Annotated in this window: 11 protein-coding genes; 6 read left to right on the top strand and 5 right to left on the bottom strand. The window is 62.0% G+C overall.

Annotated elements, in window-relative coordinates:
* Positions 1 to 30 precede the first annotated feature (30 nt).
* Positions 31 to 522 (bottom strand): pentapeptide repeat-containing protein, encoded by a 492-nt coding sequence (locus NW848_RS10005; protein ID WP_011430073.1) that lies wholly within the window; start codon positions 520 to 522, stop codon positions 31 to 33.
* A 682-nt stretch (positions 523 to 1204) separates the two neighbouring features.
* On the opposite strand from NW848_RS10005, the gene lptB reads away from it, so the two are divergent.
* Positions 1205 to 1933, top strand: coding sequence for an LPS export ABC transporter ATP-binding protein (lptB, locus tag NW848_RS10000; protein ID WP_011430074.1), 729 nt, complete (start codon positions 1205 to 1207; stop codon positions 1931 to 1933).
* A gap of 12 nt (positions 1934 to 1945) precedes the next feature.
* Here the strand turns inward: lptB and NW848_RS09995 are convergent, their stop codons facing one another.
* The gene (locus NW848_RS09995) at positions 1946 to 3376 is read right to left on the bottom strand and encodes a pyruvate kinase (RefSeq protein ID WP_414511090.1); all 1431 of its coding nucleotides are present in this window, start codon (positions 3374 to 3376) and stop codon (positions 1946 to 1948) included.
* Between the two features lie 288 nt (positions 3377 to 3664).
* On the opposite strand from NW848_RS09995, the gene NW848_RS09990 reads away from it, so the two are divergent.
* Positions 3665 to 4786 (top strand): LptF/LptG family permease, encoded by a 1122-nt coding sequence (locus NW848_RS09990; protein ID WP_240527680.1) that lies wholly within the window; start codon positions 3665 to 3667, stop codon positions 4784 to 4786.
* A gap of 11 nt (positions 4787 to 4797) precedes the next feature.
* Here the strand turns inward: NW848_RS09990 and NW848_RS09985 are convergent, their stop codons facing one another.
* Positions 4798 to 5811 (bottom strand): phosphate ABC transporter substrate-binding protein, encoded by a 1014-nt coding sequence (locus NW848_RS09985; RefSeq protein WP_011430077.1) that lies wholly within the window; start codon positions 5809 to 5811, stop codon positions 4798 to 4800.
* A gap of 92 nt (positions 5812 to 5903) precedes the next feature.
* Positions 5904 to 7955: a ribonuclease catalytic domain-containing protein gene (locus tag NW848_RS09980; RefSeq protein WP_414508749.1), complete on the bottom strand. Its 2052-nt coding sequence runs from the start codon at positions 7953 to 7955 to the stop codon at positions 5904 to 5906.
* Positions 7956 to 8335: 380 nt separating this feature from the next.
* Here NW848_RS09980 and NW848_RS09975 point away from each other — a divergent pair, with 380 nt between their 5' ends.
* Complete coding sequence (locus tag NW848_RS09975) at positions 8336 to 8968, top strand: response regulator transcription factor (protein WP_099812190.1); 633 nt, start codon at positions 8336 to 8338, stop codon at positions 8966 to 8968.
* A 199-nt stretch (positions 8969 to 9167) separates the two neighbouring features.
* Positions 9168 to 10376 carry a Coenzyme F420 hydrogenase/dehydrogenase, beta subunit C-terminal domain gene (locus NW848_RS09970; RefSeq protein ID WP_011430080.1) on the top strand — a complete coding sequence of 403 codons (1209 nt, stop codon included), beginning with the start codon at positions 9168 to 9170 and terminating at the stop codon, positions 10374 to 10376.
* A gap of 22 nt (positions 10377 to 10398) precedes the next feature.
* Here NW848_RS09970 and NW848_RS09965 read toward each other — a convergent pair whose 3' ends face one another.
* Positions 10399 to 11595, bottom strand: a complete 1197-nt coding sequence (locus NW848_RS09965) for an aspartate aminotransferase (RefSeq protein ID WP_414508748.1) — start codon at positions 11593 to 11595, stop codon at positions 10399 to 10401.
* 165 nt (positions 11596 to 11760) lie between these two features.
* Here NW848_RS09965 and der point away from each other — a divergent pair, with 165 nt between their 5' ends.
* On the top strand, positions 11761 to 13140 hold the full coding sequence (gene der, locus NW848_RS09960) for a ribosome biogenesis GTPase Der (RefSeq protein ID WP_011430082.1): 1380 nt from the start codon (positions 11761 to 11763) through the stop codon (positions 13138 to 13140).
* Between the two features lie 35 nt (positions 13141 to 13175).
* Entirely contained in the window at positions 13176 to 13640 is a 465-nt protein-coding gene (gene smpB / locus NW848_RS09955; RefSeq protein ID WP_011430083.1) for an SsrA-binding protein SmpB, read from the top strand.
* The last annotated feature ends 134 nt before the right edge of the window (positions 13641 to 13774 follow it).

Genomic DNA, 13774 nt, shown 5'->3' with positions numbered 1-13774 from the left:
AAGCGGGCAGTGGTCAACCAGCCGATTGCACTATTCCCGAACGGCGCCCTGAAGGCGTGTGCCCCAGGTGCGGGCAAAGCTCAGGTCAGTCCCGGTCAGATTGGCATCGCGCAGATCGGCCCCCCGCAAGTCGGCGCCGTACAGGGAGGCAGAAGAGAGATCGGCACCCCGCAAATCAGCACCCCGCAAGTCCGCTCCCTCCAGGTAGGCACCGCTGAGATCGGCGCCACGCAACTGGGCGCGCCGCAGATTGGCTCCCACCAAGTAGGACTGGCTGAGATCGGCGCCAGTGAGGATGGTGCGCTCCAGGTTGGCCTCGATCAGGTCGGCACCCTGGAGGTTAGCCTCTGCCAGATCCAGGTTGCTCAGCTCAAGGGATCCCAGCCGGCAATTGGGACAGGTTCTGGAGGCCAGCAGGTAGCGCAGGAAGCAGGCGTTGGGGGTTGTGGCGGCGGCATTGGAAGCGACGGCTGTCGTGGCCAGCAGGGCCAAAATGGCGGAAGCTTTGAGATGAAAGTTCATGGTAACCGAGCCTCACAAAAAGTTGACTGAGACAATCCGGCAGAGCGGGGTTGTTTTGCGTTGGTCACATGATAGTGGCATCTGCCGGCTTCGGCCACTGCACAGATCTGCCTGGTTTTGTGGATCGACAGACGCTCCCAAGGTGTGATGACGTTGTGGCCTTATCGCCCCAGAGCTTGTGGGCTATCGCCGGGCGGGGGAGGATCTTTCAGCAGCGGATCCACCCAATGCCAAGACAGTTGCCCCAGTCCCAGCAAAACCGAAAGTATCGCCGAGGCAGCCAAGACGCAATCCTAGCGGGTTGCCAGCCGAGAAGGATGGCTCGGCTGGCGTTTCCTCCGGCCGGGCCGGGCAACGGGCAAGCTTTCCCAGGGGGGGAGAGGGCGACAACGCAGGAAGCAACCGCAGCGGCGACAGCGACGATCGGAGTCGAGGTTGAGCCAATGGCAAGCTGGACAGCGGAGCATGGGAAAGGCCAGGGATCCCATCCGGGGGCAGCGCGAGCAGTTGCGGCATCCGGCAACCGTATCTGAAGATCTTCCCAATTCCCATGCAGGTGGTCAATTCTGCTCGTCCCCCTCTAGATCAGGGGTCGAGTTCGGGGCAGCCTTGGGAGAGAAGCCTCTGTGGAACTAGCCCTCCAGAATCAGTCAGCATCGAACAGCAACCCTGTGCCGATCCTATGCAGATTCGACTGGAAAACATCTGTAAGCGTTATGGCCGCCGTGAGGTGGTGAGCGACGTCAGCTTGCACATTCAGCAGGGAGAAGTTGTGGGGCTGCTGGGGCCCAATGGGGCGGGGAAAACCACCACCTTCTACATCATGACCGGCCTGATCCAGCCCAACCGAGGCCATGTCTGGCTGGATGACCAGGACATCACCCATCTGCCGATGCATCGCCGGGCCCGCTTGGGGATCGGCTACTTGGCTCAGGAGCCGAGCATCTTTCGTCGCCTCAGCATTCAAGACAACCTGCTGCTGATCATGGAGCAGACGGGGGTGCCTCGCCGCCTCTGGCAGCAGCGGCTCAACCACCTGCTGGAGGAGTTTCGCATTGCCCATGTGGCCCACAGTTTGGGTTTGCAGGTGTCGGGGGGAGAACGGCGCCGCGCCGAGATCGCCCGCGCCCTGGCAGCCGGGATCCACGGGCCAAAATTCCTGCTGCTGGATGAGCCCTTCGCGGGGGTGGATCCCATTGCGGTGGCGGATATTCAAGAGGTGGTGGCCAAGCTCAAGCAGCGGGGCATCGGTGTTTTGATTACCGACCACAACGTGCGGGAGACGCTGGAGATTACCGACCGGGCCTATATTCTCAACGACGGCGCCATCCTGGCCAAGGGCACACCAGCGGAGCTGGCGGCGGATCCCTTGGTGCGCAAGTATTACCTGGGGGAGAAGTTCCGTCTTTGATGCCGCTCCATCTCATCGCCAGGAGTACAAAGCTCGCAGGCGTTGGCTTTTTTTGTGCTGGTGGGCCTGCATGCGGGCCAGCAGCTCGTCCAGCAGGGCAACCGCCTCCAGGAGATAGGGGCCCTTATTGAGCATGACGCACTCGGCCCGGGCCGACATCACCGCATCGGAAAGCTCAGGCCGGGAGGGCAGGCCCTCCTTGGTGAGCTGATCCAGCACCTGGGTGGCCCAGACCACCGGCACATGGGCGGCCTCACAGATCCACAGCAGCTCCTCCTGGATCTCGCCCAGGCGCAGCCAGCCAATCTCCACGGCCAGATCTCCCCGGGCAATCATCACCCCCAGGGGCCGGCAGCCGTCGACGGCCGCGATCAGAGTGGGCAGGTTTTGCACCGCTCGCTGCGTTTCAATCTTGAGGATCAAGCCCAGATCGGGCCGGGCCTGGCGCCGCTCCAGCTCAGAAAACAGCAACTGCAAATCCGCCGGCTGCTGGACAAAGGAATAGCCCACCAGGTCGGCATGCCGCACCACGAAGTCCAGGTCTTGGCGATCTTTCTCGGTGAGGGGCTGGATCGAGAGCTGGCTGTCGGGAAAGTTGAGGCCTTTTTCCTCCCGCAGCTTCTTGCCCTGCGGGGCGACTTTGTCCACCTCCAGCACCACCCCTGCCGGCTCGATCCCCACTACACGAGCGCCGATTTTGCCGTCGTCGATCCAAACAGTTGCCCCCACCTTGAGGTGGGCCAAGATCTCCGGCAGGGTGCAAGCCACCTGGCAGCAGATGTCAGAGTCGACCGGCGGAATGGCTGCCGTGAGCAGGATGCGATCCCCACCGTACACCTTGGCTTTGCCGGGTGGCATGGCCACCGGGCCAGTGCGGATCTTAGGGCCGGCCAGGTCGAACAAAATCTTGCAGCGCCGTTGGGTCTGGGCTTCGGCCCGGCGCAAGTGGGCCACCATTTTTTCCCACACCGAGGGATCGTCGTGGGCGCAGTTAATGCGGGCCACGTTCATGCCCCGTTGTAACAGTTGCAGCAGCAGCTCGGGCTGCTCGGCGGCTTCGCCGGGCAAGGTCACCATGATGCGGGCGCGGCGGTGGGGAGAAGGAGGGCCAAAAAGAGCCTCGGTGTGCTGCTCTAGGGCCATGTCCCCAGCGTAAAACTCCTCATAGCTGGGCCCCTTGTGGCTTAGGCCCTGCGTGGCTGCCAAAGTGGCGATCACCGCATCCAGGGTCTCTAAGACCCGCGATTCACACCGTCCCAGCGAGGACAGCCCCACCGCAGCCAGCTCCAATTGCAGGTTGCGCAGATCGTGTTGGCGTAGCGCCAGGTAGCGCGCCAGGTTGCAGAGGGCTGCAGGAGGGTTCCCAAGGCAGCCCCAGGCGGCCAGGTAGTTCTGGGATCCCTCCACAACTTGCTGTCGCAGCTCCAGGAGCTGCTCTAGCAAACGCTTAGGCGAAGAGGGGGAAGAGGAAGCCATGCTGAAAGCTATCTCAAGACAAACAAGCCCAACGCCCGGCCCAAGCCCGCCTTGGGTCGATCATAGGCAAGTTAGGGTGAAAAAGGGAGGCGATTAACCTTTTGTTGGCCAGCGTTCCGGTCTAGAGTCGTTAACAGCCTTCGGGTTGTCCTGACTGCTACTTCCCTTGGTTTTGTGAAACTTCATTCTCCCCCTACTCCTCCTTCAATCAAGCAGTCTTGCAACAGGCTCTCCATCGTTTGCGCGGTGGGCCTGATGGATCGCTACATCATCTCCGAGATGCTCCTGCCCTTTTTCTTTGGGGTGGGAGCGTTCACCACCCTGGTGATGGCAGTGGGATCCCTGTTTGAGCTGGTGCGGCTAGTGGTAGAGGCGGGGCTGTCCCTTTCAGCAGCGTTGCAAGTGTTTGTGTTGCGGGCGCCGGGGATCATCGTCCTGACGTTCCCCATGTCGATGTTGCTGGCGACGTTGCTGGCCTATGGGCGCCTGTCTGCTGATAACGAGATCACTGCCCTGCGCGGCTGCGGCGTGAGCCTCTATCGTCTGGTGGTGCCGGCCCTCCTTCTCAGCCTCTTGGTGACGACGTTAACGTTTCTCTTCAACGAGCTGGTGGTGCCGGTGAGCAACCGCCAGGCGGCCCTGACTCTAAACCGCGCTTTGAACCGAAGTCCAGAGTTCCGCCGCGAGAACATCCTCTACCAAGAGTTCGGCGAGATCCTCGCGCCCGAGCCAGACGGCACTTTTTCCCGCCGGCAAGGGCTAACCCGTCAGTTCTATGCCCGCAGCTTCGATGGCCAGCAGATGCGCGGCGTGATCGTGCTGGATCTTTCCAACGAGGCTCTCAGCCAGATCCTGCTGGCGCAGCAGGGGCGCTGGGATCCCCAGGAGAACCTCTGGGTGTTTGAGGAGGGCACCAACTACATCGTCTCCCCTGATGGCACCTACAGCAACATCGCCACCTTTGCCCGCCAGGAGTTGCGCCTGCCGCGCGCGCCGCTGGATTTGGCCCAGGAGGTCCGCAGCCCCGAGGAGATGAACATTCAAGAGCTGCGCCGCTACATCGAGGTCATCGCCAGCTCGGGGGATCTGCAGGGGGTACGCCGCCTTCAGGTTAGCCTCAGCCAAAAGTACGCCATCCCCTTTGCCTGTCTGGCCTTCACCTTGATTGGGGCGCCCCTGGCGCTGCGCCCCCAGCGCACCAGTTCTTCTCTGGGCCTGGGCCTCAGCGTGCTGATTATCTTCGCCTACTACGTGCTGCTGTTTGTCAGCCAGGCGCTGGGCCAGATTGGAACCTTGGGGCCGGAGGTGGCGGCCTGGTTGCCCAACTTCATCTGCTCCGCAGTGGGGCTAGGACTACTTTACCGAGCCAATCGCTAGGCAAAGGCCAGCTACCGCAGCGGGATGAACTCGGTGCGGCCAATGATTTGCTGGCCTTGGTCGGAGAGGGCATAGTTGATGAAATCAGCCACCACGGGGCTGGTTTTTTGCGGTACCACCAAAAACACGTTGCGGGCCAGCGGGTAGCGGCCACTTTGGATGGCCTCGCGGGTGGGCATCTGGCCGTCGATGGGCACCATCCTCACCGTTTGCTGGTTTTGCACCTGATCCACGGTGCTGTAGGTGATGCCGTCTTCTCCCAAAGCCCGCAGGAGAGGGGTGGTGGCATCCTGGGTGGCAGTGGTGAAGTAGGGCGGGTTATCGGGGGCAAAGGGCAGCCCCAACAGCACCAGCTCCTGGAAAACGCTGTAGGTGCCGCTCTGAGGGGCGCGGTTGAGAACGCGAATCGGACGATCGGGGCCGCCTACCTGGCTCCAGTTGGTGATCCGGCCCTGGAAGATGTCGGCCAACTGCTGCAGCGTCAGGCCGCCCTTGTAGGGGTTGTTTACCCCCACCGCCACCGCCAGGGCATCTTTGGCCACCGGGATGGCCTGCAAACCCGCCTGGACTTCGCTGGCATTGAGGGGGCGAGAGCTGGCAGCAAGCTGGATGCGACCTTCCATCAGGGCCTTGAGGCCGGCGTTGGATCCATTGGGCTTGCCGTCGGGGATCCCGTAGGTGATGGGGATGGCGGGGTTGCGCTGGCTGTAGCCTGACTTCAAGGCCAAGACAATGCGGATCATGGTGACGCTGCCGTCCATCTGCAGCACCGCCGGGTTGGGCAGGGAAGTATCCAGATTAACCGCGCTGGGTGGCTGGTTGGGGGCCTGGGCTGGAGGAAGATTGGGGGCCGTTGGCGCTTGCGGCTGGGCAGCCGGGATCTGGCCAGGGACAGAAGGCGCGTTCCCTCGCTTCAGGAAAGAGTCAAGCAGGCCGGAACGATAGGCATACCAGCCGCCTCCCCCCAGTATCGCCAGCAAAAGAATGTAGACAATCGGAGGTGGGCCGGAAGGTCGTACGGTCATGGGATCCCCCTCGAGAAATTCGCAGTCCAGACTTTGGCGGACTTTCCCCCTCTGTTGTATCAACTGTTTGCCCGGACTGGGCAAGCCGCAGGTTAAAGGGCATTCTGTCCCACCTCCCGCAGCTCAATGACATCGGCGCGGGGATCTGCCTGCAGAACCTCCAACTCGATCCAGGCCCCCAGCGGCACCTGCCGTTCCAAGCGCACCGGCACGCGAAAGGCAATCTCATCCAGCATGGCCATCACCAGGTTCTCCTGCTCGCGCAGGTAGCCCAAGACCAAGGCCTGCCAAATCTGCCCCGGTCGCTGACGCAGGTACTCGATGCTCCAGTAGCGCTTGGACTTGCGCTCCACCTGGTTGGCCTCGGCGGTGCCTGGCTCGATCCCCAGCAACAATTGCTGCACCTTGGCTTCTGTCAAGGGCAAGGGATCCCCGCGCAAAAAAGCCTTGATCTGGTAGTGGGCCACCAGATCCAGGTAGCGGCGAATGGGAGAGGTCACCTGACAGTAGGCATCGAGCCCTAGCCCCGTATGTCGCCCCGGTTGGGTGGCCACTTCCGCCCGCGAGAGACAGCGCATGATGGCAAACGACCGAACCGGACCCTGGGGGTACAGATCCAAAACCTCCGGCGGGGGCAGCTCAGGAGCCGGCTGCAGGCGATAGGGCACCGGGATCCCGTTTTGGCGGGCAAAGCGAGCGGCTACCTCACCGGCCAGCACCATCATCTCCGCCACCATCTGCCGCGCCGGCGTATCCTCGATCACCCGCAGGTGGGGGATCTCGTCGATGACCTTAATGTCCTGCTCCGGCAGGCCGATGGGGATCGCCCCTTGCGCCAGTCGCCAGGCGTAGCGCCAGCGCGCTGCCCGAGCAATGGCTGTCAATTGGGCCTCCGCCCCCAACTCCAGCATCTCGTCGGCATCGTCGTAGGTGAGGCGGTAGTTGACCCGGATCTGGCTGAGGCAAATTTCGTAGTCGCGCACGGCCCCGTCGGATCCCAGCCGGATGCCGAAGCTAAGGGCAGGCCGCACCTCCCCCTGCACCAAGCTCATCGGGCCGGTGGACAACTCCGATGGAAACATCGGGATCACCCGCTCCGGCAAATAGACGCTGGTGCCCCGCTTGCGGGCTTCTAAGTCGAGGGGATCCCCCCACCGCACCCAACAACTGGGATCGGCGATGTGGATCCAGAGCTTCACCTCGTCATCCGACTCAAACTCGACGCTGAGAGCATCGTCGATGTCGCGGGTGCTGGCATCGTCGATGGTGTAGGTGTGAAGATGGGTGAGATCCCGGCGCAGAGGCAGATCCAAGAAGGGGGGAGGCCCGCCAAGCAAAGTTTGGGCGTAGCGCTCCACCTCCTTGGGAAATTGGGTGGGGATCCCCGTAAGGCGCAGGGCCAGGTTCTCGTGGCGGCTCCACAGGCCCAGGGCTACCAGGGCGTCAAAGGCTCCTTGAGGAGTGTCGGGAAATCCCATCAGTTGCAGCAGTTGCGAGACCCGCTCCCGATCCGAGGGGGTGAGGTTGTGGGAGAGATCCTCGTGGCTGCGAATGCTGGCCGCCGCTCCCTGCAAAGCTAGGCGCTCCAGCACCTCCAGACGAGCTCGTTCCGCTGGGCTCCAAGTGTACTTTTGCCCAGGCTGGGCCACCGCTGCCTTTAGGCGGGCCTCAAACTCGGCCTGTTCCTGCTGCCGCTGCTGGGTAACGGCAATTTGATGGAGAATTTCCTTCACCTGAGCCGGAGTACGCGGCTCGTAGCCTTCCCCCTTTGCCTTAAAGTAGACGTAATCCTCGCTCAAAAGACGGTAGGCAGCATAGGTGGAGACCGGGGAATCGTCGGAAAACAACAACTGGGCCATCTCCGACAGGCTCAGGGGCCGCCGCTCCTCCTGAACCAATTCCCAGGCCAAAGCCAAACTTTCGGGATCCAACTTTGCCTGCACCGCCTGCCAAAAGCCCGGGATATCGGACACCGTAAAGCTGGAATTGCCGTTCAAGGCAAACGTAATTTGGCGAGGGTGAACGCTGTGCACCTGCCCCGAAGCCACGCCCAGCAGCAGGTTCTTTTTGCCCTCGGTGCCCTCAACTACTGCCAGTACCCGCTCGTTGTTGTGGCGAAACTCGACCAGCGTGCCCTTTTCCACCCTCTTTCCCCATGTAGGTTGCCGCCAGAATTGTATTTTCTCCTGGCTCTACTTCTCCTGCCCATGGGGAAAACCCGACAAGCCAAACCAGCCCCAGAGGGCGAGCGCTTGCCAGCGGGAGGATCCCAAGGCAGGGCGGAGGCAGTTGCCGAGCCGGCCAGAGGAGGTACCCGGCCTCTTCGTGTTTCTTTGGATATGCCGCCACCTCCGTCTGTATGTGATACCTTATTATCCAGGTTTAGGGGAAACTGACGAACCGGCTAGAGGTTGGCAGGTTTTTTCTTGGCGCCACCTGGGCTGTAGATTTGCCGATTTGTCCAAAGGTTTGCTAAGCGGGCTATCCTTTTTCCTTGGGCTTTCTTGCAGCAAAGGGATGAGCAGTGGACAACCCAAAGCGATTGTTGCTGATTGACGACGATCCAAACCTGATCCTTCTGGTGAAGGATTACCTGGAGTTTCGCGGCTACGAGGTGGTTGCGGCGAGCAATGGCCTGGAAGGGTTAGAGGCGATGCGCCACTTTACTCCGGATTTGATCATCTGTGATGTGATGATGCCGGAGATGGATGGCTACACGTTTGTCCAGACCATTCGCTCCAACAGCGCGACGGACTGGATTCCGGTGATCTTTTTGTCAGCCCGCGGGCAAACGGCAGATCGGGTGCGCGGCCTCAACACGGGGGCAGATGTTTACCTGGTCAAGCCCTTTGAGCCGGAAGAGCTGGTGGCTCAGGTGGAGTCCGTCCTCAAGCACACCGAGCGCCTGTTGCAAATGCAGAATGCGGGCATTCAGCCGGTCATCAAGTTAGATCGGGAAATCGAGCTCACCCCTACGGAAGCCAAGGTGATCCAGTATGTGGCCAGGGGCATGTCCAACCGCGAGATTGCCGAGGTGATGGGAGTGAGCCAGCGCACCGTCGAAAGCCATGTCAGCAACATGCTGAGCAAAACCGGCCTGCACAACCGCACCGAACTGGCCCGCTGGGCCCTCGAAAGTGGTTTGGGCAGAGGCTGAGGGGGCCTTTGTTGCATCGCCGCTTGCCGACAAAAGGGCAACTCAGGGGATCTGGCTTTTCCTCTCTGTCTGGGGGCAACTCTGGAGGGGCGGGCGAGCGTTGGGCAGGATCGGGGATCTTTCAACTCCTCTGCCCGCCGTCTGCGGTTTTGGCGGCAAACTGAAGAAGGTACCCCGCCACGGCTACGGTTTAGACCTTATGGGATCCCGTTTACCGCGTCCGGCCCGGCCCATCCGCTCCGGCCACTACCCGGCCAAGGAGCTGTGCAGCCAGTGCGGCCTCTGCGATACCCGCTACGTCGCCCACGTCAAGGAAGCCTGTGCCTTTTTGAACCAGCAGTTCACCCGCCTAGAAGAGCAAACCCACGGGCGATCGCGGGAATCGCTGCGCTCCAAATCGGATGCCGTCAGCGACAGCGACTACTTCGGCGTCTACGAGGCAATGTACACGGCCCGCCGGCGGGATCCGATCCCGGGTGCCCAGTGGACGGGCATCGTCAGCAGCATCGGCATGAAGGCCCTCAGCAGCGGCCTAGTAGAAGGGGTGGTGTGCGTGCAGGCGGATCCCCGGGATCGCTTTCAGCCACGGCCTGTCTTGGCGCGTACCCCAGAAGCGGTCTTGGCGGCGCGGGTCAACAAGCCAACGCTATCGCCCAATCTCTCCGTGCTGGAGCAGGTGGAGCAAAGCGGCCTCAAGCGCTTGCTGGTGATCGGGGTGGGCTGCCAGATCCAGGCTTTGCGGGCGGTGGAGAAAAACTTGGGCCTGGAGAAGCTCTATGTGTTGGGCACGCCCTGCGTAGACAACGTCAGCCGCGCCGGGCTGCAAAAGTTTCTTGAAACCACCAGCCGCTCCCCGCAAACGGTGGTGCACTACGAGTTCATGCAGGACTTCCACGTCCACTTCAAGCACGAAGACGGCTCGGTGGAAAAGGTGCCTTTTTTTGGCCTCAAAACCAAAGAACTAAAAGACGTGTTTGCCCCCTCTTGCCTTACCTGTTTTGACTACGTCAACAGCCTGGCCGATCTGGTGGTGGGCTATATGGGATCCCCCTTTGGCTGGCAATGGCTGCTGGTGCGCAATGCGCGCGGGCGGGAGCTCTTGGATCTGGTTTGGGAAGAGCTGGAAACCCAGCCGGTGATCTCGCGGGGCTCGCGGCGGGCGGCGGTGCAACAGGGGATCCAAGCCTACGAGCAGGCCCTGAGCTTGCCCATGTGGCTGGCCCAGCTCCTGGCGGTGGCCATCCAGCGCTTTGGGCCGCGCGGACTAGAATATGCCCGCTTTTCCATCGACTCCCACTTTGTCCGCAACTATCTCTACGTCCGCCGCCACTATCCCCACAAGCTGGAGCAGCATGTGCCTCCTTTTGCCCGGCGCATCGTGGAGCAATACCAACTCCCCTCTCCCTAGGGGAGAGGGCCAACCCTAGAGCTCAGCAATAGCGGATCCCGGCTTCTGCCCAGCGGTCGATGGCCTGGCCCAGGCGTTCGCAATCGGCAATGAGGCTAATCCGCACGTAGCCCTCTCCCCCTTCTCCAAAAGCGTTGCCAGGGGTTACGACCACGCCTGTGGACTCCAAAAGCCGCAGGGCAAACTCCGTCGAGCCTTCGGGGGTGCCGTCGGCGGTGCGGGGGGTCGGGATCCAGAGGTACATCGTCGCCCGCGGCGGCTCGATCTGCCAGCCCAACTCGGCCAGGCGGGCAATGAGGTAGTCGCGTCGGCGGCGGTAGCGCTCCTGCACCTGCTGTAGGTAGCTATCTGGCAAGGCCAAAGCGGTCTCGGCCGCCTTTTGCAGGGCGCCAAAAATGCCGTAGTCGAGGTTGGTTTTCAGGGTGCGCAGGCTCTGGATAATCTGGCGGTTGCCCACCACAAAGCCTACCCGCCAACCGGCCATGTTGTAGGTTTTGGAGAGGGTGTGGAACTCCACGGCCAAGTCCTTGGCGCCAGGGATCTGCAGCAGGCTGGTGGGCCGGTAGCCGTCAAAGGCCAGCTCGGCATAGCACAGGTCGTGCACCAGGAGGAGGTCGTAGCGGCAAGCAAACGCCACCACTGCTTCAAAAAAGGAGCGGGTCGCCACCGCTGTTGTCGGGTTGTTGGGGTAGTTGAAGTAGAGCAGCCGCGCCTGCTTGGCCACCTCCGGCGGGATCTCTTGCAGGTCGATGAGCCATCCTTTCTCCGGGCGCAGCAGCAGTGGGTAGATCTGCCCGCCGGCAATCAGGGGACCGCGAAAATGGGGCGGGTAGGCAGGGCTAGGCACCAGCACCAGATCCCCGGGATCCACATAGGCCAAGGCCAGGTGGGTCAGGCCCTCTTTGGATCCCAATAGAGGCAGCACCTCGCCATTGGGATCCAGCTCCACCCCGTAGCGGCGCCAATACCACTCGGCAATTGCCTGGCGAAAGCTAGCCGTGCCCTCGAAGGGTGGGTAGCCGTGGTGAGCGGGATCGGCAATGGCGGCCTGGGCCGCCTCCACCACCGGCTGGGGGGTGGGGCCATCGGGGTTGCCCATGCCCAGATCGATCAAATCCAACCCCTGCTGGCGGGCGCGGGCCTTCAGCTCATCCAAGCGGGCAAAGACATAGGCAGGCAGTTTGTTCAGCCGCTGGGCAGGGGCGAGGGCACGGTTCATAGCAAGGAGGGGAAACGAGTGCAGCCGGTGTCTGATGGGAGGTTAGCTACCTAACTTACCGCCAGAGCTGCCTTCAGGGCAATGATTGAGATCAGCGGGTTTGGGCATCTGGGATCCCAAAGGCTAGGATAGAAGTCTGGGTTCGGCTTTTTGGCAAGCGGAGCAGTGGCTTTACCCCTTGTAGCCGTTGTGGGTCGCCCCAACGTGGGCAAATCCAGCCTCGTCAACCGCCTGGCGGGGGTGCGCTCGGCCATTGTCCACGACGAGCCGGGCATCACGCGGGATCGCCTCTACCAAGAGGTGGAGTGGAACGGGCGCCGCCTGCGGGTGGTGGATACCGGCGGCCTGGTCTTCGGCGACGACAGCGAGTTTTTGCCCCACATCCGTCAGCAGGCCATGGCGGCGATGGCCGAGGCCCACGCTGTAATCTTTGTGGTGGATGGCCGCGAGGGGCTGACCCCTGCTGACAAAGAATTGGCCGATTGGCTGCGCAGACAACCCCTGCCGGTGGTGGTGGCCGTCAACAAGTGCGAGTCGGGGCAACTGGGCCTGGCGCAGGCGGCGGCTTTTTGGGAGTTGGGGCTGGGGGAGCCGATCCCTTGTTCTGCCGTCCACGGCAATGGGGTAGCCGAGCTGTTGGAGGCGGTGCTGCCTCACTTGCCCGAAGTGGCCCAAGAAGCCGCAGATGAGCCGGATCCCATCGCCGTGGCCATTGTAGGGCGGCCCAACGTAGGCAAGTCCAGCCTGCTCAACCGCCTGGTGGGATCCGAGCGGGCCATTGTCAGCCCCATTGCTGGCACCACCCGCGATGCCGTTGACACCCTGGTGGAGTGGGAGGGGCAGAGCTATCGTCTCATCGACACGGCTGGGATCCGCAGAAAAAGCCGGGTGGAATATGGGGTGGAGTTTTTCAGCATTAACCGCGCCTTCAAAGCCATCCAGCGCTCGGACGTGGTGCTGCTGGTCATTGACGCCCTGGAGGGGGTAACCGAGCAGGATCAGCGGTTGGCTGGCCGCATCGAAGAAGAAGGCCGCGCCTGCATCATCGTTGTCAACAAGTGGGACGCGGTGGAAAACAAAGATACTCACACCATTAACGAGTACACCCGCGAGATCCGCGAGCGGCTTTATTTCATTGACTGGGCACCCCTGTTGTTTGTCAGCGCCCTCACGGGGCAGCGCACCCACAAGATCTTTGCCGAGGTCAACACAGCGGTAGCCGCCCATCGCAAGCGCATCGCCACCTCCGTGGTCAATGAAGTTCTCCAGGATGCCCTCGCCTGGCAGTCACCCCCCGCCAACCGCCAGGGCAAGCAGGGCAAAATCTACTACGGCACCCAGGTGGCGGAGCGGCCTCCCACCTTTCTCCTGTTTGTCAACGATCCCGATCTGTTCAAAGAGAACTACCGCCGCTACCTGGAAAAGCACTTCCGGCAAAACCTCGACTTCACCGGTACCCCCATTCGCTTTCGCTGGCGCAGCAAATCCGAGCGCCTGGTGGGACGGGCAGTGCAAAAATTGGAGGGTTCCCTGGCCTCTCGTTAGGCCCTCTGGTGGACGAAGCTCTCTTCTGAAAGCGTATGGCTGTGGATCCCAACGTCAAAACCCTGGTGGAGAATCGCCGCGCCCGCTTCGAGTACGAGATCTTGGAGACCTACGAAGCCGGGATCCAACTGACCGGCACAGAGGTAAAGTCCATCCGAGCGGGCAAAGCCAACTTGCAAGACGCTTTTGCCCTCTTTCGCGATGGCGAGGCCTGGCTGCACAACTTGCATGTTGCCCCCCACGGAACTGCCAGCAAGGTGTTTAACCACGACCCGACCCGCCGCCGCAAGCTGTTGTTGCACCGCCGCGAGATCGACCGGCTGCGGGGCCTGGTGGAGCAAAAAGGCCTGACTGTGGTTCCCCTGCGGCTGGTGCTCAACCGCGGCTGGATCAAGGCTCACCTGGGCGTGGCCCGCGGCAAAAAGCTCCACGACAAGCGACAAGCAATTAAGGAACGGGAGACGCGGCGGGAGATCCAGCGGGAGCTCAAGGGGCGCTAGGGCCCGACAAGCTCCTGGCAGCTCCTATTTTCCGAGGGGGGTGGCCCAAAGCCGCTGGAGCCCTTCGTGGCAACAATTTCCAGTTTTCCTCTCCCTCAGGGAGAGGGGCTGGGAGTGAGAAATCCTCCGCTAGG

The sequence above is a fragment of the Synechococcus sp. RC10A2 genome (genome assembly GCF_047502605.1).
Note: the sequence above shows the minus strand (reverse complement) of the source record. Positions and strands in the feature narration are given on the sequence as shown.

What these genes read in the sequence shown, in the direction of transcription:
- NW848_RS09970 (WP_011430080.1), top strand. Translation starts at nt 9,168, where the DNA reads ATGGGATCCCGTTTACCGCGTCCGGCCCGGCCCATCCGCTCCGGCCAC.
- lptB (WP_011430074.1), top strand. Translation starts at nt 1,205, where the DNA reads ATGCAGATTCGACTGGAAAACATCTGTAAGCGTTATGGCCGCCGTGAG.
- smpB (WP_011430083.1), top strand. Translation starts at nt 13,176, where the DNA reads ATGGCTGTGGATCCCAACGTCAAAACCCTGGTGGAGAATCGCCGCGCC.
- NW848_RS09990 (WP_240527680.1), top strand. Translation starts at nt 3,665, where the DNA reads ATGGATCGCTACATCATCTCCGAGATGCTCCTGCCCTTTTTCTTTGGG.
- NW848_RS09965 (WP_414508748.1), bottom strand. Translation starts at nt 11,595, where the DNA reads ATGAACCGTGCCCTCGCCCCTGCCCAGCGGCTGAACAAACTGCCTGCC.
- NW848_RS10005 (WP_011430073.1), bottom strand. Translation starts at nt 522, where the DNA reads ATGAACTTTCATCTCAAAGCTTCCGCCATTTTGGCCCTGCTGGCCACG.
- NW848_RS09985 (WP_011430077.1), bottom strand. Translation starts at nt 5,811, where the DNA reads ATGACCGTACGACCTTCCGGCCCACCTCCGATTGTCTACATTCTTTTG.